This is a genomic window from Exiguobacterium sp. EF_C8 (assembly GCF_054956715.1).
In genome coordinates, this window is sequence record NZ_CM143264.1 from 1,375,884 (window position 1) to 1,394,442 (window position 18,559).

Annotated in this window: 19 protein-coding genes and 1 other annotated feature; of the genes, 13 read left to right on the top strand and 6 right to left on the bottom strand. The window is 45.2% G+C overall.

The window, feature by feature from the left end; genetic code table 11:
* Positions 1-28 precede the first annotated feature (28 nt).
* Positions 29-580, bottom strand: coding sequence for a GNAT family N-acetyltransferase (locus tag ACY2IG_RS07235; protein ID WP_462618606.1), 552 nt, complete (start codon positions 578-580; stop codon positions 29-31).
* Between the two features lie 85 nt (positions 581-665).
* Positions 666-911 (top strand) — a binding site (T-box leader).
* Between the two features lie 56 nt (positions 912-967).
* On the opposite strand from ACY2IG_RS07235, the gene ileS reads away from it, so the two are divergent.
* The 3 genes from ileS to ACY2IG_RS07250 are packed head-to-tail and all read left to right on the top strand — an operon-like array spanning position 968 to position 5,039.
* Entirely contained in the window at positions 968-4,051 is a 3,084-nt protein-coding gene (gene ileS / locus ACY2IG_RS07240; protein WP_462618607.1) for an isoleucine--tRNA ligase, read from the top strand.
* A 10-nt stretch (positions 4,052-4,061) separates the two neighbouring features.
* Positions 4,062-4,547 carry an SMI1/KNR4 family protein gene (locus ACY2IG_RS07245; RefSeq protein WP_462618608.1) on the top strand — a complete coding sequence of 162 codons (486 nt, stop codon included), beginning with the start codon at positions 4,062-4,064 and terminating at the stop codon, positions 4,545-4,547.
* Positions 4,548-4,562: 15 nt separating this feature from the next.
* Positions 4,563-5,039 carry a GNAT family N-acetyltransferase gene (locus ACY2IG_RS07250; protein ID WP_462618609.1) on the top strand — a complete coding sequence of 159 codons (477 nt, stop codon included), beginning with the start codon at positions 4,563-4,565 and terminating at the stop codon, positions 5,037-5,039.
* On the opposite strand, the gene ACY2IG_RS07255 is transcribed toward ACY2IG_RS07250, so the two are convergent.
* Both ACY2IG_RS07255 and ACY2IG_RS07260 read right to left on the bottom strand, forming a co-directional pair.
* Complete coding sequence (locus ACY2IG_RS07255; RefSeq protein ID WP_290749732.1) at positions 5,033-5,269, bottom strand: hypothetical protein; 237 nt, start codon at positions 5,267-5,269, stop codon at positions 5,033-5,035. The genes ACY2IG_RS07250 and ACY2IG_RS07255 overlap by 7 nt on opposite strands.
* 59 nt (positions 5,270-5,328) lie before the next feature.
* Positions 5,329-5,985, bottom strand: coding sequence for a carbon-nitrogen hydrolase family protein (locus tag ACY2IG_RS07260; RefSeq protein WP_290749735.1), 657 nt, complete (start codon positions 5,983-5,985; stop codon positions 5,329-5,331).
* A 132-nt stretch (positions 5,986-6,117) separates the two neighbouring features.
* Between ACY2IG_RS07260 and ACY2IG_RS07265 the strand changes: the two genes are divergently transcribed.
* The 4 genes from ACY2IG_RS07265 to ACY2IG_RS07280 all read left to right on the top strand — a co-directional run bounded on the left by ACY2IG_RS07265 (position 6,118) and on the right by ACY2IG_RS07280 (position 8,351).
* Positions 6,118-6,804, top strand: coding sequence for a VOC family protein (locus ACY2IG_RS07265; RefSeq protein WP_462618610.1), 687 nt, complete (start codon positions 6,118-6,120; stop codon positions 6,802-6,804).
* Between the two features lie 30 nt (positions 6,805-6,834).
* Positions 6,835-7,245 (top strand): hypothetical protein, encoded by a 411-nt coding sequence (locus ACY2IG_RS07270; protein ID WP_462618611.1) that lies wholly within the window; start codon positions 6,835-6,837, stop codon positions 7,243-7,245.
* Positions 7,246-7,265: 20 nt separating this feature from the next.
* Positions 7,266-7,739, top strand: coding sequence for an NUDIX hydrolase (locus tag ACY2IG_RS07275; RefSeq protein WP_462618612.1), 474 nt, complete (start codon positions 7,266-7,268; stop codon positions 7,737-7,739).
* A gap of 213 nt (positions 7,740-7,952) precedes the next feature.
* Positions 7,953-8,351 (top strand): AAA family ATPase, encoded by a 399-nt coding sequence (locus ACY2IG_RS07280; RefSeq protein ID WP_462618613.1) that lies wholly within the window; start codon positions 7,953-7,955, stop codon positions 8,349-8,351.
* A gap of 329 nt (positions 8,352-8,680) precedes the next feature.
* On the opposite strand, the gene ACY2IG_RS07285 is transcribed toward ACY2IG_RS07280, so the two are convergent.
* Entirely contained in the window at positions 8,681-10,558 is a 1,878-nt protein-coding gene (locus ACY2IG_RS07285; RefSeq protein ID WP_462618614.1) for a DUF4084 domain-containing protein, read from the bottom strand.
* Between the two features lie 220 nt (positions 10,559-10,778).
* Between ACY2IG_RS07285 and ACY2IG_RS07290 the strand changes: the two genes are divergently transcribed.
* From ACY2IG_RS07290 to ACY2IG_RS07300, 3 genes are all read left to right on the top strand, one after another.
* Positions 10,779-13,043 (top strand): putative bifunctional diguanylate cyclase/phosphodiesterase, encoded by a 2,265-nt coding sequence (locus ACY2IG_RS07290; RefSeq protein ID WP_462618615.1) that lies wholly within the window; start codon positions 10,779-10,781, stop codon positions 13,041-13,043.
* A gap of 201 nt (positions 13,044-13,244) precedes the next feature.
* On the top strand, positions 13,245-14,111 hold the full coding sequence (gene galU / locus ACY2IG_RS07295) for a UTP--glucose-1-phosphate uridylyltransferase GalU (protein ID WP_462618616.1): 867 nt from the start codon (positions 13,245-13,247) through the stop codon (positions 14,109-14,111).
* A gap of 324 nt (positions 14,112-14,435) precedes the next feature.
* Complete coding sequence (locus ACY2IG_RS07300) at positions 14,436-14,633, top strand: hypothetical protein (RefSeq protein WP_290774746.1); 198 nt, start codon at positions 14,436-14,438, stop codon at positions 14,631-14,633.
* A 129-nt stretch (positions 14,634-14,762) separates the two neighbouring features.
* Here ACY2IG_RS07300 and ACY2IG_RS07305 read toward each other — a convergent pair whose 3' ends face one another.
* Positions 14,763-14,930 (bottom strand): hypothetical protein, encoded by a 168-nt coding sequence (locus tag ACY2IG_RS07305; protein WP_462618617.1) that lies wholly within the window; start codon positions 14,928-14,930, stop codon positions 14,763-14,765.
* A 475-nt stretch (positions 14,931-15,405) separates the two neighbouring features.
* On the opposite strand from ACY2IG_RS07305, the gene ACY2IG_RS07310 reads away from it, so the two are divergent.
* The 3 genes from ACY2IG_RS07310 (at position 15,406) to ACY2IG_RS07320 (ending at position 17,408) form a co-directional block, all read left to right on the top strand.
* Positions 15,406-16,218 (top strand): ankyrin repeat domain-containing protein, encoded by an 813-nt coding sequence (locus ACY2IG_RS07310; protein ID WP_462618618.1) that lies wholly within the window; start codon positions 15,406-15,408, stop codon positions 16,216-16,218.
* Between the two features lie 126 nt (positions 16,219-16,344).
* Positions 16,345-16,815: a DinB family protein gene (locus tag ACY2IG_RS07315; RefSeq protein WP_035408351.1), complete on the top strand. Its 471-nt coding sequence runs from the start codon at positions 16,345-16,347 to the stop codon at positions 16,813-16,815.
* A gap of 62 nt (positions 16,816-16,877) precedes the next feature.
* The gene (locus ACY2IG_RS07320; protein ID WP_462618619.1) at positions 16,878-17,408 is read left to right on the top strand and encodes an N-acetyltransferase family protein; all 531 of its coding nucleotides are present in this window, start codon (positions 16,878-16,880) and stop codon (positions 17,406-17,408) included.
* Positions 17,409-17,454: 46 nt separating this feature from the next.
* On the opposite strand, the gene ACY2IG_RS07325 is transcribed toward ACY2IG_RS07320, so the two are convergent.
* On the bottom strand, positions 17,455-18,438 hold the full coding sequence (locus tag ACY2IG_RS07325; protein WP_462618620.1) for a beta-ketoacyl-ACP synthase 3: 984 nt from the start codon (positions 18,436-18,438) through the stop codon (positions 17,455-17,457).
* Positions 18,439-18,559 lie beyond the last annotated feature (121 nt).

The following is an 18,559-nucleotide window of genomic DNA, read 5'->3' on the forward strand; positions in this document are numbered from 1 at the left end:
TTTGAAATGAAGGAAATGATTTTATAGATTAAAATTGAAGCCAATCACTCCGCAATAACGAGTACATATACAAATCATCAAACTGACCGCGTGTTTTCTCATATTGACGAAGCAACCCTTCACGCTGAAAACCGAGTCGTTCAAGCAATCGTTGCGAAGTGGCATTCTCGGGTAAAACGAGTGCTTCGATCCGGTTGAGCGAAAGTTCCTTAAAACCATATTCGATGACCGCAAGCGCTGCTTCCTTCGCGATGCCTTGTCCCTGATAGGCAGGGTTCAACTCAAACCCGATTTCAGCCCGCTGATGGCGTTCCGATTGATTTAAGAAACCGCAACTACCGATGATGACATCGTCTTCTGATAAAGCGATCCCAAAACGGATGCCAGTACCCTCACGACGAATCGAAGCATACCAATCAATCTCTTCGAGAGCGTCAGCTTCCGATTGGAACGGAGCGAGTCCCATCTGTTTGACGACGTGTTCGTCTGATAAATAAGCGAGGACACTCGTAGCATCTGTGGGTAACACTTCGCGTAAAGCGAGACGGTTCGTTTTAAGCGTTGGGAAAGTATGTACCATTCAAAAAAACTCCTTTTCAAGAAAATGTAAAAAAGTGTTGTTTAACATTTAAGGCATATGGTAAGATTCTCCACAACAAGAGCATATCATTTCGTTGACGAGAAAGAGTAATGATTGTTTCTCTGCCTTACAGAAAACCGGGATTGCTGAGAACCGGTAGCCAGATCAATCATGAAGATCCTCTCTGAGAAGTCACGCTGAACCATTCAGTAAGTGTGACCGGGTGTCCACCGTTACATGGAATGCGCATGATAGTGTGCAACTAAGTGCTGTCGAGAACAAGCATTCTCGACGGAATATGGGTGGTATCGCGGTGAAGTCCGTCCCTGTCAAAGGGGGCGGACTTTTTTGTATTCTTTTAGTTACCGACAAAGGAGCGAACAAGAGATGACGTCACAAAACCAAGCAGAAACCGTACAACAACGTGAGGAGCGTGTTCGAAACAGATGGAAACGAGACCAGGTCTTCGCACGATCGGTTGAGCAACGCACGGAAGCAGAATTCGTATTCTACGAAGGACCGCCGACCGCGAACGGCTTACCCCACGTCGGTCATGCACTCGGACGAACCGTCAAGGATACCGTCGCCCGCTATAAGACGATGCAAGGATTCCGGGTCGAACGAAAAGCCGGCTGGGATACACATGGACTACCGGTCGAACTCGGGGTTGAGAAACAACTCGGCATCTCCGGCAAACAAGCGATCGAAGACTATGGTGTCGAAGCATTCATCGCACGCTGTAAGGAAAGTGTCTTCTCCTATGAAACACAGTGGCGTGCCTTCACGGAAAAACTCGGCTACTGGGTCGACATGGATGACCCTTACGTGACGATGGAGGACGAGTATATCGAAAGCGTCTGGCATATCCTTGGGACGATCCATGACAAAGGCTGGTTGACGAAAGGACATCGTGTATCGCCGTATTGTCCGAGCTGTCAGACGTCACTCAGTTCCCATGAAGTCGCGCAAGGCTATCAGGACGTGACGGACTTATCGGCGACGGTCAAACTTCCGATCGTCGACATGGAGCAGACATTTCTGCTTGCGTGGACGACGACACCTTGGACGTTACCGGCAAACGTCGCGGTGGCGGTTCATCCGGAATTGACGTACGTCACGGTAGCGTTTGAAGGAGAGCGATACATTGTCGCTAAAGCGTTAGTCGCTGAACTGTTCTCGGAATCCGTCGAGGTCGTATCCGAACAGCTCGGTGCGGAACTCGTCGGTTTGCGTTATGAACCACCGTTTGATTTCGTGACGCCAGAGAACGGTCATACGGTTGTCGGGGCGTCCTTCGTCCAAGCAACGAGCGGAACCGGACTTGTCCATCTTGCTCCAGCGTACGGGGAAGAAGATTACCGGGTCGTCCGGGAAAACGGACTGTCATTCGTTAATGTCGTCGACGCTGCTGGGTGTTACACGGATGCCGTTCCACCACTCGTTGGTCGATTCGTCAAAGAGTCAGACGTCGCAATCATCCAGCTGCTCGCTGAACGGGGACGCTTGTTTGCGAAAAAACGCTATACGCACAGCTATCCGCATTGTTGGCGATGTGACTCACCACTGCTCTATTACGCACAAGACAACTGGTTTATCGAGACGACGACCGTCAAGGAACAACTCCTTGCGAACAATGCATCTGTGACGTGGTATCCCGATCACGTCAAGGAAGGGCGGTTCGGAAAGTTCCTTGATCAACTCGTCGACTGGAACATCAGTCGCAATCGCTACTGGGGCACCCCACTGAACGTCTGGGAATGTGACACGTGCGATACGATATTCGTTCCAAAAAACAAAGTAGATTTATTACGCCGGACGACAACACCGACAGAGTCGGTCGAGTTGCATAAACCGTACGTCGATGCATTATCGGTCTCGTGTCCGACGTGTCAGGGAAAGATGCACCGGACACCAGAAGTGATCGATGTCTGGTTTGATAGCGGAGCGATGCCGTTCGCGCAACAGCATTACCCGTCGCGGACGCAGACACTTAACCGGTATCCAGCCGATGTCGTCATCGAAGGCATCGATCAGACGCGCGGCTGGTTCTATAGTCTGCAGGCAATCTCAACGCTTTTTACCGGCCAATCTGCCTATAAACGGGTCCTCGCGCTCGGTCACGTCCTCGATGAGAACGGACAAAAGATGTCGAAGAGTCGTGGTAATGCCCTCGATCCGGTGGCATTGATCGAGACGTATGGTGCTGATAGCTTGCGCTGGGCACTACTCGTCGACAGCAGTCCGTGGAGTGCAAAACGGTTTGCCGAGCGGATCGTCCAGGAAGCGAAATCAAAACTAGTCGATACGCTGGATCACGCCGTCCAGTTTTATCTAACGTATGCTGAGCTAGATGAATTCGATAGATCACGTCCACAGAAACCGACGCGTCTAGACGAATGGCTACTCTCGCGTGTCCATCAGACGACGCAAGACGTGACGGATGCGATAGACGATTATCAATTGACTCAAGCAGCGCGGAGTCTTGCGCAACTCGTCGATGAGATTAGCAATTGGTACATCCGTCGTTCACGGGAACGGTTCTGGCAAGTCGACTGGACGGAAGAAAAACAAGCCGCGTACGCGACGCTTCACGTTGCACTCTCGACGACGGCACGACTACTCGCTCCGTTCACGCCGTATCTTGCCGATGATGTCTATCAGCGATTGACGGGAATGAGCGTTCATGTAGCGGATTATCCGGTTGCCGATCCATCGATGATCCAATCTACTCTGGAATACGAGATGACACAAGTCGTCACTGTCGTTGAGCTAGGACGACAAGTGCGAAATACACATGCCTTAAAGGTCAAACAACCGCTTGCAAGTCTAACCGTCCAATCGAGCGACACCTTCAAGTGGTCGGACTATCTGGCGCTCATCAAAGAAGAGCTGAATGTAAAAGACGTACAGTTCTTAACAACGACAGGAGACACAACGAAGTTTCGCCTTAAACTGAACTTCCGCGAAGCCGGAGCAAAATTTGCGCAACAGGCGAACGCGATCCATCAATGGTTACAACTACTGCCGGATCAGGAGACGATGAACTTGCTAGAAACGGGCAGCGTATCGTATCAGACAGCACTAGGACATGAAGTAGAGGTAAGTTTAACCGATGTCATCGTCGAACCAATCGTCAAGACGGGTTTTGCTGCCGCGACGGGTGGTGGACTCACAGTGACGCTTGATACGCGGATCACGGAAGCACTGGAGCAGGAACGCTGGATACGGGAGCTCATCCGCTATATCCAGTCTGAACGAAAGGCACAAGCGTTATCGCGTGACGCACGAATCGATCTCGTCTTGTCGGTCGATGCGACGTTCCGACCGATCGTCGAGACGTTTGAGCCTTTGTTATTCAAACATCTTGCCTTATCCTCCATGCGAACTGAATCGCTACAGGGAGCAGGAGATATCCAGCTAGGCGGACACGATGTCAGTGTTTCGTTCGCATCAACGAAAGAATACTGTTAAGGAGAAGATCATGATTGCATTAGAAACATTAAAAGGTCGCCTCGTCGACAGTTTGTTAGAGGTTCAAAAAGAAGACGGATATGTTGCCCGAGAACGTTTCATCTTTAACCAAGGAGCGACGGACGAACAGTTAGCGCAATTACCTGAGTGGACGGCAGACGACTATAAGACGTTCTTACGTCTACATAACGGGGCTAAGCTCTTTCAGCACGAAACGTTATCCTATAATGATGGATTTGAACTCTTTTCGATCGAGGATTGTCTGACGTATAGCAAGATTTGGGAATGCCCCGAAAACTTCCTAGCAATCGGTGCAGGACCAGACGGGGAGTGGATCGTCTATGAGATGAATCGACCGGAAGGAAATCGGATTTGGAGTGGGGAATTTCTTAATTTCGAGGAGTGGGAAGAAGACGCGATGCCGTTCGGCTTCGAGCGATGGCTTGTTTACTTGATCGTCGCGCAAGGTACACAATTTTGGAATTGGTTCCGTTAAGAGAGGACGAGTACATTGGATATTCAATTAAAGACAGCGTCTCTTGCAGACGCTCCGAAGCTTCACAAGCTCCAAATCAAGGCTTTTTCAGAGACACTCGAGCGGTATCAAGATTTTGCGACGAATCCGGCGAACGAATCGATCGATCGTATCATTCACCGGATCACACATCCAAGCAGTACGTTCCATCAAATCATCGTCGACGATGTCGTCGTCGGCGGGATTTGTGTCGTTGCGAAAGCGCCAAGTCGCTACGCGATCAGTCCGATGTTCTTAGATCCAGGTCGTCAAGGTGAAGGGATTGCACAACGCGCATTACAACTCGTTGAATCAGCGTATCCGACTGCTGCGGCATGGGAACTGCGAACGATTCGCGAAGAGACGCGCAATTGTTATTTCTATGAGAAGATGGGTTACCGATTGACCGGTGTCAGTCAACCGCTCAATGAACGAGCGACACTCGTTTCCTATCAAAAATCGGTGTCTCAGTGAGCTTGTTTTGTCGGAAGGAAGAACCACCACAGATTCGTCACCAAAGCAGAGAGAACGGCAAAATTAAAGAGATAAAGGCAAAAGAAGAAGACGAACTCGCCGATGTCTTCTAAGCTAGCTAACGGATTATCGATCAAGTACGATTCGTGACTGACCCCGAAGATGAATAAAGGAAAGAAGACATAAAAATATCGTTTCCAAAAGAACGAAGCACGACCTGTTTGGAACATATGAGCACCTCCTGAAGGGAATGGCACGCTTCTTCTGACGGGAAGAAGCGTGTGTTCATTTACGATAAAGACGGTGTACCGACAATCTCGACGTGCCGCGTGACCGTATCAAACAAGCGTGTCCGCGTATCGTTATGAGACAACAGTAATGGCTCACCGGTCTCGTCATAGACGAACGCAATCGGAATCGAAAAACCACAGTTACGGTACGAACCATCGGCATGACTCGTCCCGATCATGAGCGCTTGTTGCGCCTGACTGATGATACGCGCTTCACCAGACCACTCGGCATACTGTTCTTCACTAAACATGCCGACACCGATTGGATTGAAGATGAGATCAAGTCCGGATTCCTCGCTTAGTCCGTCTTTTCCTAAAAAGATTTCGCGGCAAAGGACGTACCCGTAACGTAACGCACCATCGTTTGCTGTTGAAGGCGTATAAAGCGGTCCAGCATCTGGTGTTTTTGCGCGATCAAGAAGAATCTTCCCGGTCGCATCGATGATGACAGCGCGATCGAGATTCGCTTCATCCTTGTAACCCGTGACGACGACTGTCTCGAACTGCTTGGCAAGGTGTTGCACGCGATCGAGTTCTGCGATCGTGCAGTATCCTTCTGGATAGACGATCAGATCAACTTCAGGATAAGCGGCAGTCTCACGTTCGAATTGTGCGAGCCCAGTCTCGCGTTTCGGTTGAGCAATTAATAATTTCATCCAAACATCCTCTCAGGTATAAAAATATCTGAAAAATCAGACTTTTATATCGTCACGATTTTACCATTAGTGGTAAAATAAAGCATATCACTTTTTGATAAATTTTACTGCAAGTGAAGGAAGGTTAATGGTATGAACATTTCGAAAACCATTCTTGTAACACGCCATCTGCAGACAATGAAAGATTTTTACTTAAAACAGATCGGTTTCCCGCTCGTCTCGGAAACGATTGATTCGTTTACGATGCAAATCGGCACGGATCAACTGACATATCGACAGACGGACGATGTCGATACACAATACCATATAGCGTTCAACATTTCAGAGAACGTCTTCGAAGAAGGGAAAGCGTGGCTTGTAGAACGGACACCACTTTTGATCGAAGACGGACAGGACGAGATTTATTTTAATTTCACAGATTCGCATTCCTGCTATTTTTATGATTCAGATGAAAATGTCTTGGAATTGATCGCGCGGCATCAAATCAATCCATCTAAAGCGGAACTGACGTTTGATGTATCCGATATCCTCGGAATCGGCGAGATGAGTCTGACGGTGAAAGATGTGCTTGAAGTGGGTGAACAGCTAGCGGAGATTGGTGTTCTCGAGCGACGGGAACGTCCACTAAACGGTGCGTCACTCAACTTCCTCGGACCAGTCGCGAATGGAACGCATATCTTGCTCGTCCCAGAAGGTCGGACATGGTTGTTCTCACCGAAGACGGCGAAGGTCAGTCCGATCGAGATGGAACTTGACGGCAGACATCGGGTCCGGCTTGACGCAGCAGGTGTATGGCATCAAAGTACTGTTTCTTCATAATTCATTATTCTAAAAAGTGAGGGAAGTAAGATGAACAAAGCGGTGAATGCGAGTATCGCGTTCGGATTATTATTGTTCGTGTGTGGTTTCTTTTTTCTATTTGGCTATTTGACCCGGTCAATGCCGATTCAGCAAGGTGGTGACCCGGTCATCTTACCAGTCGCAGCACTTCTCGTTCTCCTACCGTTCGTCATCCGTGAAGGCATGCGCGTCTTGACGCATGTCGCGTTGACACGTCGACAGGTCGGAGTACTCATCTTACTTGCAATCAGTGGAATCATACTTAGTAGTTGGATTGAGGTGCAACAGAATGTTGCCGTTATCGATTTCCGTTCCCTCTTTACGATTCATACGTACGTACTCTTTGTTTCGGGCATCATCTTGTTGTGTCTCCTATTGACGGGGCTCAAACGGATGCGCGTCCGAACGAAAGTGATTTAAATGGAAAAGGACTGAATGACATGGGATATATCACAGAATTACGCAAACTCGTCGGCACACGACCGCTCGTCATGGCAGGAGCGTGTGTCATCGTCGTCAACGATAAACAAGAAGTCTTATTACAACTTCGGCAAGATAACGGTTGCTGGGGACTCGCTGGTGGAGCGCTTGAGATCGGGGAGACGCTCGTAGAGACAGCAAAACGAGAATTAAGGGAAGAGACCGGTCTTGAAGCAGAGCACCTCGAATTATTGAACGTCTATTCGGGTGATGCGTTTTACTATAAGTATCCGCACGGGGATGAAGTCTATAATGTGATCTCGGCATTTCTGTGTACAGCTTATACGGGTGAAATCGTTCGGGATCCGTCAGAAGTCGCGGAATTACGCTTTTTCGCTATCGATCAGCTACCAAAAAACCTCAATCCACCGGAACGACCGATCTTGATGGAGTATGTTCAAAAACAACGGACAGCACATCACCTCTCCATTTGAAGAAAAGAGTAAAAACAAAAATCTTGAATGAACTATTCATTCAAGATTTTTTTGTGGTTCAAAGAGGGAGGGTGTAAAAGGAAATCCGATCATTTAACTTGACGTGTTTCACGTTGATATGTCGAACGATCGAACTAGTTCAAGGAAGCAAAACAAATGATTTTGACACAAAAGACTTTGTTTTTCAGGGAAGAGACAGCTAGGAGGAAAGGCATGAAACGACGTATCATCTCGATCCAAGGCGCCATGGCTTCCGGGAAGACGACGCTTGCGCAAGCGCTCGAAGACGCTTACCCGGAGTTGCATGTCTACTATGAAAATCCTTATCCGATCGTTCAAAAACGAAAAGAACTCGGGTTAGACATCCGAACCAAAGAAGGATTCGTCGAGAATCAACGCTTGTTCATTCAGGCTGAACTCGAACGATTTCACCATTTTCCGGATGGAACGATCTTGCTCGATCGGGGTCCGGAAAATCTCGAATTCTATACCTTGCATTATCCGACCAATCAAGGATTTGATTGGGATATCGAAACAATGCTACAACCAGAACTAGCAGCGCTTCGAGCCTGCCGCTCAGACCAAATCCTTTATTTACAGGCAATCACCTGAAATTGCGAGAACGGCGCTTGTTGGACGAAACAAAGCGACGTCAGTCCTTTGAGGATCATGCATCATTATGGAACTTGGAAGAAAACTGGTATGCCTCGTTTTCAACGTTGCTAATTCAGACGACGGCAAAAACAAGCGAAGAGGTTCGGGCGGAGGCGATACTCCTTCTGCAATCGGAAGGATTCTTATGAATGAGTGGATATTTAAGCTGACCTGGGTCGTGTACCCGAGTCGGCTTTTGGTTTTGATCGTTTCATTTCAGTGCATGGTAAAAACCCTGCAAGTCATCTTGGATTAAGGGATGACTTGCAGGGAATTGAGTCAAAGCATCACGTTCGTTTTGAAATGAGGTAATCATAAAATAGATACGCGCCACCCGATATTTGTTTTGCCTCATACATAGCGATATCTGCATGTTTCATCATTTCAATTTCATTTTTTGCATCTTCCGGATAACATGAGATGCCGATGCTAGGCGGACAATGAATAATTCGATCATTGATCGTATACGGTTTTCTCAGTAGCTCGTTAACGGTTTCAGCCGCATGTTTGACCGTATCGGACGTATCGTATCCTGTAAGCATCAAAGTGAATTCATCTCCACCTTGTCGGGCGATATGACTGAAAACCGAGTGGAGCGACTTCAAGCGTTCTGCTACGGCGGTAAGCAATTGATCACCGACGTCGTGCCCGAGAGTGTCGTTGACGGTCTTAAACTGATTCAAATCCAAAAAGAAGAGTGCAAAGCGACCAGGAGAATGCTTAGTCTGACCTTTAAAGTGCCCAATCAATCGTTCCTCGAAACTGACGCGATTGGATAGACCAGTCAAGTGATCGAAATAGGCGAGCTGATGAATTTTTAATTCTTGTTCTCGGAGCGACGTGACATCTTTTCCAATACCGAATACACCGACCATCTCATCTTGTACGATAATTGGGACATTGGTGATATTAACAAAAGCTGTTTCATTTTTGGAAATAACGACTCGTGCGTCATAATTTCTAGGCTTTCCATTAAACACGTGACGTGTCTCGGCGATGACGGAAGACCGCGAATCCTTAGAGACGAAAGCGAGACTGGACTGGCCGATTAGGCGTTCAGGGGCTGTTTGTAAAAGTGAACTGCATGCCTGATTGACGCTGTCGAACCGCCCATCCATATCCGTTGAATAAACGGAATCAGGATGATATTCGAATAACGACTTGTACCGTTCCTGGCTCATCTCGAGTTCTCTTGTTTGAATCGAATACATCTTTAATAAACGTTGATTTTCTAATATGATCCAGATTTGGCGAATGATGACGAGGACAATCGAGATCCCGGAGCCGATTCGCACTACGTCGAATCCTTCGGAATGCACACTCATGAAGGCAAACAAGATGACAACACCGACGTACGGACTGAACATTTGGAGCAGTGTTTGTTTTTCGACAGGGGATCGTCGCTGCTCATCAATCCTTTCGTCTTGCATCGCTCCTGCTGCCCCCATCATCATCATGGCGAAGATGAAAAGCGGATCGACTAAGTTACCCGAAGCATAATTACTGAGTGAAGTCAGGTAAAGATAAATCGTGTCCGCAATCGCCTGGATGATCATCGCAGTCGCAATTACGATCAATACGCGTCGATTACGTTGTGGTGTGCGTAACAACAGGAAAATCGTCATCGCCAAAATGCTTAAATCACCGATCGGATAACTGAGGGAAACGGCGAGTGCAAGCTTAGTCGCATGCGTGTCACTTAAGATTGGTTCGATCAGATAGTGCCAAGAAAACGTCGAAGTGACGACCGTCAAAATGAGTGTATCAAAAAAAACTGAAATTCGTTCCTGAAGTTTAACCTTGTTAAAAATTTGGATCGCGAGTGCAAAAATGATACAGAAGACTTGGAGCAAATAAAAGACATCTGGCCATCCAGGATAAGCTACATCATGGCGCAGGATCGTTTCGGTTACGAACCAGATAAGCTCAGCAACCAAATACGAAGCTACTCCGGTGAATAGACACATCCAAAAGATCCGGTCGGTTCCTTGGTTTTTCCTCAATGGTGGATATAACAGATAAAGTGCGAACAACAGTCCAGCAAGCGAAAAAAGATTACCGCCGGCTGTCAATACGAAAGACTGATTCTGAAAATAAATCAACCAACTGTAATACCCCGTCGCATAAAGGAAGATGGTTAAAAATACCCATGTGATCTTTGACAATGAAGTCCCTCCTAAGTAACAAGGTGAAAATTTAATATACCTATCATACACAGGAATAGCCGATTTCATCGTCCTTCTTTGAAATTCAGGTATATGAAAACGATCAAAATGTAAAAAAGTGCAACGGAGATGAAATGGTAGAAACCGGATTAAAAAAATGAATGCTATTGTCCGATATAAACATATCAGAGTAGCTATTTTTTGGGTTAGGGGTGTTGGCATGGGTAAGAAGCATATCATCTCCGTTCTTCTTTTGTTTAGTATGACCTGTTTCTTCATCTGGTCAGAATTTTTTGAGACGAATGAATGGATGCGTTTAAAATCAATCATCCTGATTCAGTTCATCCTAGGGGTCATCGTTCTCGGGTGGCATGTTCGAAATCTGGTCCGCTCTAAAGAACATCCTTACTGGATTTTGATGGTAATAGCAGCCTTGTTTTCAGTTTCAGGCACGAGCATTTGGATGAAGACCGTATATGTCGATCATCAAATACGGGCATCAACGATTACCTCCTTACTTTGGGCGCTTTCGTCTTTACTTTATTTAACCGCTATCGTTTATCAGGTACGTCAAGATAGAGGGCGTAAACTAGCGACGGCAACGGTCATGAACTTAATTCTCTACATGGTAACGGCACTTTCGATTACATATTATTATATTGTAGGACCCTTGTATGAATTGAATCGACAAGATGTAAGCAGCTATAGCATCATCGTCCTTTTCCAGCTCGTAGATATCCTCCTTGTTTTTTTCATCATTTTACTCGTGTACTCGCGTTCATTCGAGCGTCGCAGTACGTCTTTTACATACCTCTTCTTTGGTGTCTTATTATTAGTAGGTAGTGATTTTTTGTTCGCTTTAGGAGACTTGGACGGTAAGCAGGAGATAGGAGGACGTGTCGACATCACTTGGACATTCTCCTTATTGATGATCGGACTTTCCAGTTATTTTTATCCTGTAAAAGCAACGAACCGGCTGTATCAGGCGTTCAAGAATCAGCTCTTGATCAATCGGGAATTCGTCCTGCCCTATACGACGATTTTTTGTCTGATGACCCTCTATATGCAGAGCACTCATTGGCATCTCAATTCGTTAGGAATCGGGTTAATGACGACTTTTCTCCTTGTGATCATTCGCCAAACAATCGTCGTTTTAAAAAATGATCGGTTGACGAGTAGACTTTGGAAAAATGTTCATTATGATGAGGTTACCCAATTAAAAAATAAGATAGCGGCACAACGGGATATAACGAAGTTGTTAAATACCAATCAGTCAGTCGCTTTACTATTGATTCAACTTCGGCGATACAAGTTGTATGCGGATGCGTTCGGAGAAGGTGCGGCGCAGGAAATTTTGCGGGAGGCGACTGCCCGCATGAACGAACATGTCAAAGCGGGATATGATGTGCTATATCGCGTCGGAGATACGGAATTTTTAGTGGTTTTACGATATGAACGGTTTTCTGAAATTGAACAGGCTGCTGCCAATCTATTGATGAGTTTAAAAGAGCCGTTTCATTTTCAAACTGTCGAAGCCCAGCTGACAGCAAATATCGGGATCAGTTATTCACCCGCACATGGTCATCGTATGGAAGAACTCCATCAATATGCGACGGAAGCGTTATATGAGAGTCAGAAACAAGGAGTATTCAAGAGCAAAATCTATGATACGGATATGCAGTCGAATCTTTTGAAGCGTGTTGAGCTTGAATCCTATTTGAAAAATACAATCAAACATGATGAATTAAGTGTCCACTATCAACCGAAAGTTTCGCTACAAAATGAGACTGTCGTTGGGATGGAAGCGTTAGTCAGATGGAGTCATCCGAAACGCGGCTTCGTTTCACCGGCTGAATTCATACCCATTGCTGAAGAATCCGGATTCATCAATGACATGGGGGAATGGGTGTTACGGCGGGCATGTGAGGACCTTAAAAAGTTACAGGACGCCGGGTACAATACGCTTGCCCTCTCCGTGAACGTTTCGTTGATTCAGTTCCAAAATCCTTCTTTTCCGGATTTAGTTGCATTAGTGCTAGAAGAAACCGGAGTGAATGCGAATGTCCTTGAACTCGAAATCACGGAAAGTATCGTCCAAAACTTGAGCGAGAGTACGATCATTCTTAAAAAACTCATGGACATGGGAGTGCGTTGCTCGATTGACGATTTCGGAACTGGATATTCTTCCTTAAACGTTCTCGAACACTTACCGATTCATACGTTAAAAATTGATAAATCATTCGTTGACCGACTCGTAAAGGAAAACCGCTCTAAAAAACTGCCGATGGCGAAGACGATCATCGATATGGGATTAAATCTGGATTTGACGATCGTAGCGGAAGGAATCGAGGACATCTATCAAAAGGAAACATTACGCCACTATGGTTGTCCGATCGGTCAAGGATACTATTTCTCAAGACCTTTACCATTCGAGGAACTCAAACGATACCTAGCTAAGAATCGGGTGCAAGAGCTTGAATTATAAGCATCAACCATGAACCCCCACTGAAAAGAGCGGGGGAATCTATTGGAATGAAGGAACAGCCCTATCTCTAAGCGAAATCCTAAGAGTGAACCATTAGATATTCGTTCAGTTATTCATCATTGCGATAGGAAGTCATTGTTTTTATCTAAAAACGGTGTTGATTGAATGATGATACCGTTCGAAAGAGGGAGGGGACGTCGAATGAAAAGAATCACGAAAGCCATCATACCTGCCGCTGGACTCGGAACACGCTTCTTACCGGCTACAAAAGCAATGCCGAAGGAGATGTTACCGATTCTTGATAAACCGACGATCCAGTACATCGTCGAGGAAGCAGCAAAAGCAGGCATCGAAGATATCATCATCGTCACCGGAAAACATAAACGAGCCATCGAGGATCACTTCGATAATCAAAAAGAACTCGAACTCGCGCTTGAATCGGCTGGTAAAACGAACTTATTAGAGAAGGTCCGTTTCTCAACGAACCTTGCGAATATCTTTTATGTCCGCCAAAAAGAACAAAAAGGTCTCGGGCATGCCATTCTGACGGCAAAACAATTCATTGGGAATGAACCGTTTGCTGTCTTACTCGGGGACGATATCGTCGAGTCGGACAATCCGGCAATCAAACAATTGATGGACGTCTACGAACAGACGGAAAAATCGGTCATCGGTGTACAAGAAGTCCGTCCGGAAGATACGCATCGTTATGGCATCATTGATCCGGTCTCACAAGACGGACGACTGTATGATGTAAAACAATTCGTCGAAAAGCCGGCACACGGAACAGCACCGTCAAATCTTGCGATCATGGGACGTTACGTACTGACACCGGATATCTTTGATTATCTAGCAGATCAAGAAGAAGGGGCAGGCGGCGAAATCCAATTGACGGATGCGATTGAACGCTTGAATGCGGATAGCCAAGTCTTTGCGTATGATTTCGAAGGCAATCGCTATGACGTCGGGGAGAAACTCGGCTTCGTCAAGACGACTATCGAATATGCGTTAAAAGATGCAGAGATGAAAGATGAGCTTAAAGCTTTCATTAAATCATTAGACATCTAAAAAGGTGATCCACTCTGAAAAACTTCAGGGTGGTTTTTTGTAATTCATGAAACCCATCTTTCTAGTCGAAACGTAGAAGAAACAAGAAGAGAGGTGCTACATATGTTAACGTGGATTGCTTTAAAGAATTACCAAAAGTCAGATGGGCAATCCATAATTTGCTTGCATAGAACGTAATTGGCTCCTCGCAATATTTTCATGTAAACGTTTTTTAAAGTTGAATTAGTGGAAAATAAATGTAATTATATAAATATAGTGAAATGAAATGGTTTACTTCTATAAAAGTAAAATAAAGTATGAGGAATTGAGAGGTGAAACAGAAAGATGAAAAAACAAATTTTAGAAAGTGTTTTTGCAGCAATATTTTTTCTTATTTTTCTAATGTTTTTTGAAGGAATACCGAAGTCGACTGATACATGGGTCGAATATGGAATAAAGTTTGTGGCAATTGCTTTCATTTTCCTAATAACTGAAGTTATTTTTTCTAAAAAGTCACTCAAAAAAAACACATCAAATCAATAATGTAAGATTCAATTGTTCTAATACTGAGTAAGAAATAGAAAGAAAGCCCACATGTGCGTCATAATGTGGGTTTTCTTCAATACAAAGTTATCGAGTGAAGTATACTACGATATGACGAATCCACTATTTTCAACAATACCGCGATCCAATTCGATTTACTGCTTCATCCACCTTGCACTCCGACCATTCCCGTCGTTGAATGGATAGGAAATCGAGGATGAACAGGCTCGTCTGGATGGACGGATCGATGTCCTCTTGTTGACGAAGCTCACGTAGGCTGTCACATAACGCCTGCATCGCTTCCGAAGTTTCGAATGCTGGGCGGGAATGAAGCGCGTCCGACGAGTGCCAGCCGGGAACGTCTCACTAATCTCGTTATCAACGTTCTTCCATCGTCTACCTTCGACGGGGACAAACTTATAGAGTTCTTTGTATTGATCCGTCCAATCAAATGGACAATCTCCATCGGCACGGCGAGTTTTTTGAGATAGGTATATATAGTCGCGCATTCGTCGAACTCCTATAGCGAAATAGATCATTTTAAATTAAACATACTCATTTTCACGCTATTTGACTATGTTTATATATGTTCTGATCATAATTATTTTTCTTGTTATTCTAACGATCCCCCTAAAATAAATATATGTAGAGAGTGACGTACCGAGCTTGCTACAATAGACATTGGATATTCAAAGGCGTTTTTGCTCATTTCTCGATGTCCTTGATGTAAAATAAGAAAGACAACGACGGAACAGGTAAGGGGCGAACGGACATGACGAAACGATCCATCCAAGATGCTGCTTTTTTAGGCAAACGAAAACAAGTAATGCGGTGTATCGAACGTGGTGACGATCTGAACGAACTGGATGAAGAAGGGTTTGCGGCACTTCATTGGGCGATTCAGGAAGGATACTTGCGGATCGTCGAATTGTTGCTCGATCATGGAGCGGATGTGAATCTTCCGAATCAAGACGGGATGTCATCGCTGCATATTGCTCTGTATGATCAAAAGACGGACATTGCGTTGCTGTTGATTAAGCGCGGAGCCCATCTTGATTTAAATGAGTACGGCTTCTCAGCGCTTCACTTAGTAGCGGGGCGATCCGGCAATAAAAAAGTCTTACGGAAACTAGCGCAGAATGTGGAGTTGTTACATCAACGGACCGATGATGGAGCTGGGGTGACGCCGCTACATTACGCAGCGCAAGAAGGCAAGGCTAAAAAAGTCAAACTGTTACTTGAAGCGGGAGCAGAGGTTGATGTTATCGGATTAGACGGTTTCACACCGTTGTATCTGGCAGTTGGGAATAATCATCCGAAAGTGGTCAAAGTGCTCCTAAAGGCGGGAGCCGATATCGAGGCGGAAAACGTCGCAGATGGTGATACGGCAGTGCTTGCTTTAGCGAGTGCTTACGGTTATGAACGAATTGTCCGTTTACTTCTCTCTTATGGAGCCGATCCGCTACATCGAAATGAAGACGGGCGGACAGCACGTGGTGCAGCACTTGATAATGACCACCATCAGATTGCGGAGATTTTAAGACAAAAAGAGATTGATGCATTGTCTGAGGAAGAAAATAAGTGAGCGATTGACGACAACAGGAAACATCTGCGGATGCTTCCTGTTTTTATTTTTAAAAGGACTTTCAAATCGCTTTGTCAAAATAGAGATAGGAGAACACTTATTCGTCATCGAAAGGAAGGATACATCATGAACGCAAAAGATTGGATGGTATGGAATTTAAATGAAGTGAGAAGAAGAAGCATCAAAGTCTGGTGTTCGATTCCTGAAGATAAGCTGAACTGGAAACCGGATGAGAACGCCATGACGTGTTTCGAAATGATTCGTCATGTGTTAGATAGCGAGTATTATTATTACTTAGCCTTACAAAATGAAGGCAGTCTATCGTCGTATGAGTCTCCGTTTGAAGGGCGTGACTTCGTATCAGTGCAAGAGGAGCTAGACTTTGCGGAGGTCTATCGGGAGGAATTCATGACATATGTCGGGCGACTACCAGAATCAGATTTAGCGACGGTCCAGATTGATCGTTCCGAATCAGGTTATGTCCGTTCGCTTGGTGATATGCTGTTACGAATTGCTTATCATGAAGCAGTGCATACAGGACAGCTACTCGATTATTTGAGAACAGCAGACATTGAGCGTGTGCGGGTTTGGGACTAAGGTAGGTGAAGGAGAAAATAATGGTAGTACTGTGAGCTACCGATGCTAGGGGGATGAAATTCTTGAATATACGTTTAGCCACGTCCAAAGACATGAAAGTAATAGCAAAAATTTACGTTGATACGTGGAGGACGACATACGCCGGTTTAGTACCCGATGTATATTTGAAACAACTCTCGGTTCAACGAGCTGAACAAAAATGGACACAGTTTTTGAACGGTTCCTCACAAGATACGTTCCTATATGTGGTATTGAACGAACAGGGAATTACAGTGGGATTCGCAGCAACTCAGATTCATGCTGATGATGGAGTACGGATAGGCGAGTTATCTGCCCTCTATATATTACCTGAAGCGCACGGTTTAGGGATCGGCAAAAAATTGATGGCGACTATCGCTGCTCATTTCCTGAAAGCAGATGTCTTCTCGATGCTGGTTTGGGTGATGAAAAAGAATGAGCCGGGACGAGCATTTTACAAACGACTCGGAGGTAAATACATAGATCATCGCCAGAGTCGTTTTGGGAATGTCACGGTTAAAGATGAAGCCTATGAGTGGCTGGATATTACCACGCTTGTCCGTCATCAGAATTAAAAACAAGGAGGAAGTACGATGCATCTGTACTTCCTCCTTGTATGAATCACAGACTCCATTTCATTAGTAATCCAGCTTGTGTCAAACCGCCACCAAATCCATATAATAGAAGCAAGTCACCCGTTTTGATTTTCCCTTCGGTAACACCTATATCTAAAGATAAGGGAATGGAGGCAGCGGAGGTATTTCCGAAATGGATGAGACTGTAGAGCGCTTTATCAAAAGGAACATTGCTTTTTTCGCAAATCGATTGAATCATACGTAGGTTTGCACTGTGCGGAATGAACCAATCGATTTGATCCAAAGTCATCGATGCCTGATCCACTACTTGTTTCATTCCACGAGGAACCGTGCTGACCGCCCACTTGTAAACTTCGCGTCCATTTTGGATGAGTTTATTAGTGGGAATGATAGGATCTTCGAACATGTGATTTGACAAGTTCGAGCAATAGAGGCTTGCTCCTTTTTCCCCTTCCGAGTTCAAGTAGAATGAAATAAAGTCAGACTGGACTTCATCGCGTTCCACAAGAACCGCTCCACTACCATCTCCAAATAAAATGCATGTGTTTCGATCGGCATAGTCAGTGATGTTAGAGAGTGTTTCTGCTCCGATGACGAGAATTTTTTTATGAAGACCAGATGAAATTAACCCGTTCGCCAGGTGTAATCCGTATGTAAATCCTGCACATGCGGCGTTCAAATCAATTACACCCGCATGATTGATACCGAGTTTTGCTTGTACCAATGATGCAGTACTTGGTGTCTTAAAATCGGGTGTCATCGTACAGATGATGATCATATCAACATCTTGAAATTCTGTATTGTAACGCTGTTTTAAATTCATGGCTGCTTGATAGGCAAGATCACTTGTCGATTCAGTCTGACCCGCGATTCTTCGTTCTTTGATGCCTGTTCGTTGCACTATCCATTCATCATTTGTTTCTACTAGTTTCTCTAAATCATGGTTCGTCATAAGTTGATTTGGAACGTAAGAGCCGATTGCTGTTACTCGAGCATGATATGCAGTCATAAATGGTTCCTCCCTGTAAAAAAATGTTATACTTGGTTTTAGTACTAGGTACTAATTTAAGCGAATTTTCTTTTAAACACAAGGAATATAACTTATCGTACACATCATCAATTCGATTAGA

Bases quoted from the DNA above. Each gene is read 5' to 3' on its own strand.
- ACY2IG_RS07310 (WP_462618618.1), top strand. From the start codon at position 15,406: ATGACGAAACGATCCATCCAAGATGCTGCTTTTTTAGGCAAACGAAAA.
- ACY2IG_RS07260 (WP_290749735.1), bottom strand. From the start codon at position 5,985: ATGAAATTATTAATTGCTCAACCGAAACGCGAGACTGGGCTCGCACAA.
- ACY2IG_RS07270 (WP_462618611.1), top strand. From the start codon at position 6,835: ATGAACAAAGCGGTGAATGCGAGTATCGCGTTCGGATTATTATTGTTC.
- ACY2IG_RS07235 (WP_462618606.1), bottom strand. From the start codon at position 580: ATGGTACATACTTTCCCAACGCTTAAAACGAACCGTCTCGCTTTACGC.
- galU (WP_462618616.1), top strand. From the start codon at position 13,245: ATGAAAAGAATCACGAAAGCCATCATACCTGCCGCTGGACTCGGAACA.
- ACY2IG_RS07255 (WP_290749732.1), bottom strand. From the start codon at position 5,269: ATGTTCCAAACAGGTCGTGCTTCGTTCTTTTGGAAACGATATTTTTAT.
- ACY2IG_RS07325 (WP_462618620.1), bottom strand. From the start codon at position 18,438: ATGACTGCATATCATGCTCGAGTAACAGCAATCGGCTCTTACGTTCCA.
- ileS (WP_462618607.1), top strand. From the start codon at position 968: ATGACGTCACAAAACCAAGCAGAAACCGTACAACAACGTGAGGAGCGT.
- ACY2IG_RS07280 (WP_462618613.1), top strand. From the start codon at position 7,953: ATGAAACGACGTATCATCTCGATCCAAGGCGCCATGGCTTCCGGGAAG.
- ACY2IG_RS07265 (WP_462618610.1), top strand. From the start codon at position 6,118: ATGAACATTTCGAAAACCATTCTTGTAACACGCCATCTGCAGACAATG.
- ACY2IG_RS07315 (WP_035408351.1), top strand. From the start codon at position 16,345: ATGAACGCAAAAGATTGGATGGTATGGAATTTAAATGAAGTGAGAAGA.
- ACY2IG_RS07305 (WP_462618617.1), bottom strand. From the start codon at position 14,930: ATGCAGGCGTTATGTGACAGCCTACGTGAGCTTCGTCAACAAGAGGAC.
- ACY2IG_RS07275 (WP_462618612.1), top strand. From the start codon at position 7,266: ATGGGATATATCACAGAATTACGCAAACTCGTCGGCACACGACCGCTC.
- ACY2IG_RS07245 (WP_462618608.1), top strand. From the start codon at position 4,062: ATGATTGCATTAGAAACATTAAAAGGTCGCCTCGTCGACAGTTTGTTA.
- ACY2IG_RS07290 (WP_462618615.1), top strand. From the start codon at position 10,779: ATGGGTAAGAAGCATATCATCTCCGTTCTTCTTTTGTTTAGTATGACC.
- ACY2IG_RS07300 (WP_290774746.1), top strand. From the start codon at position 14,436: ATGAAAAAACAAATTTTAGAAAGTGTTTTTGCAGCAATATTTTTTCTT.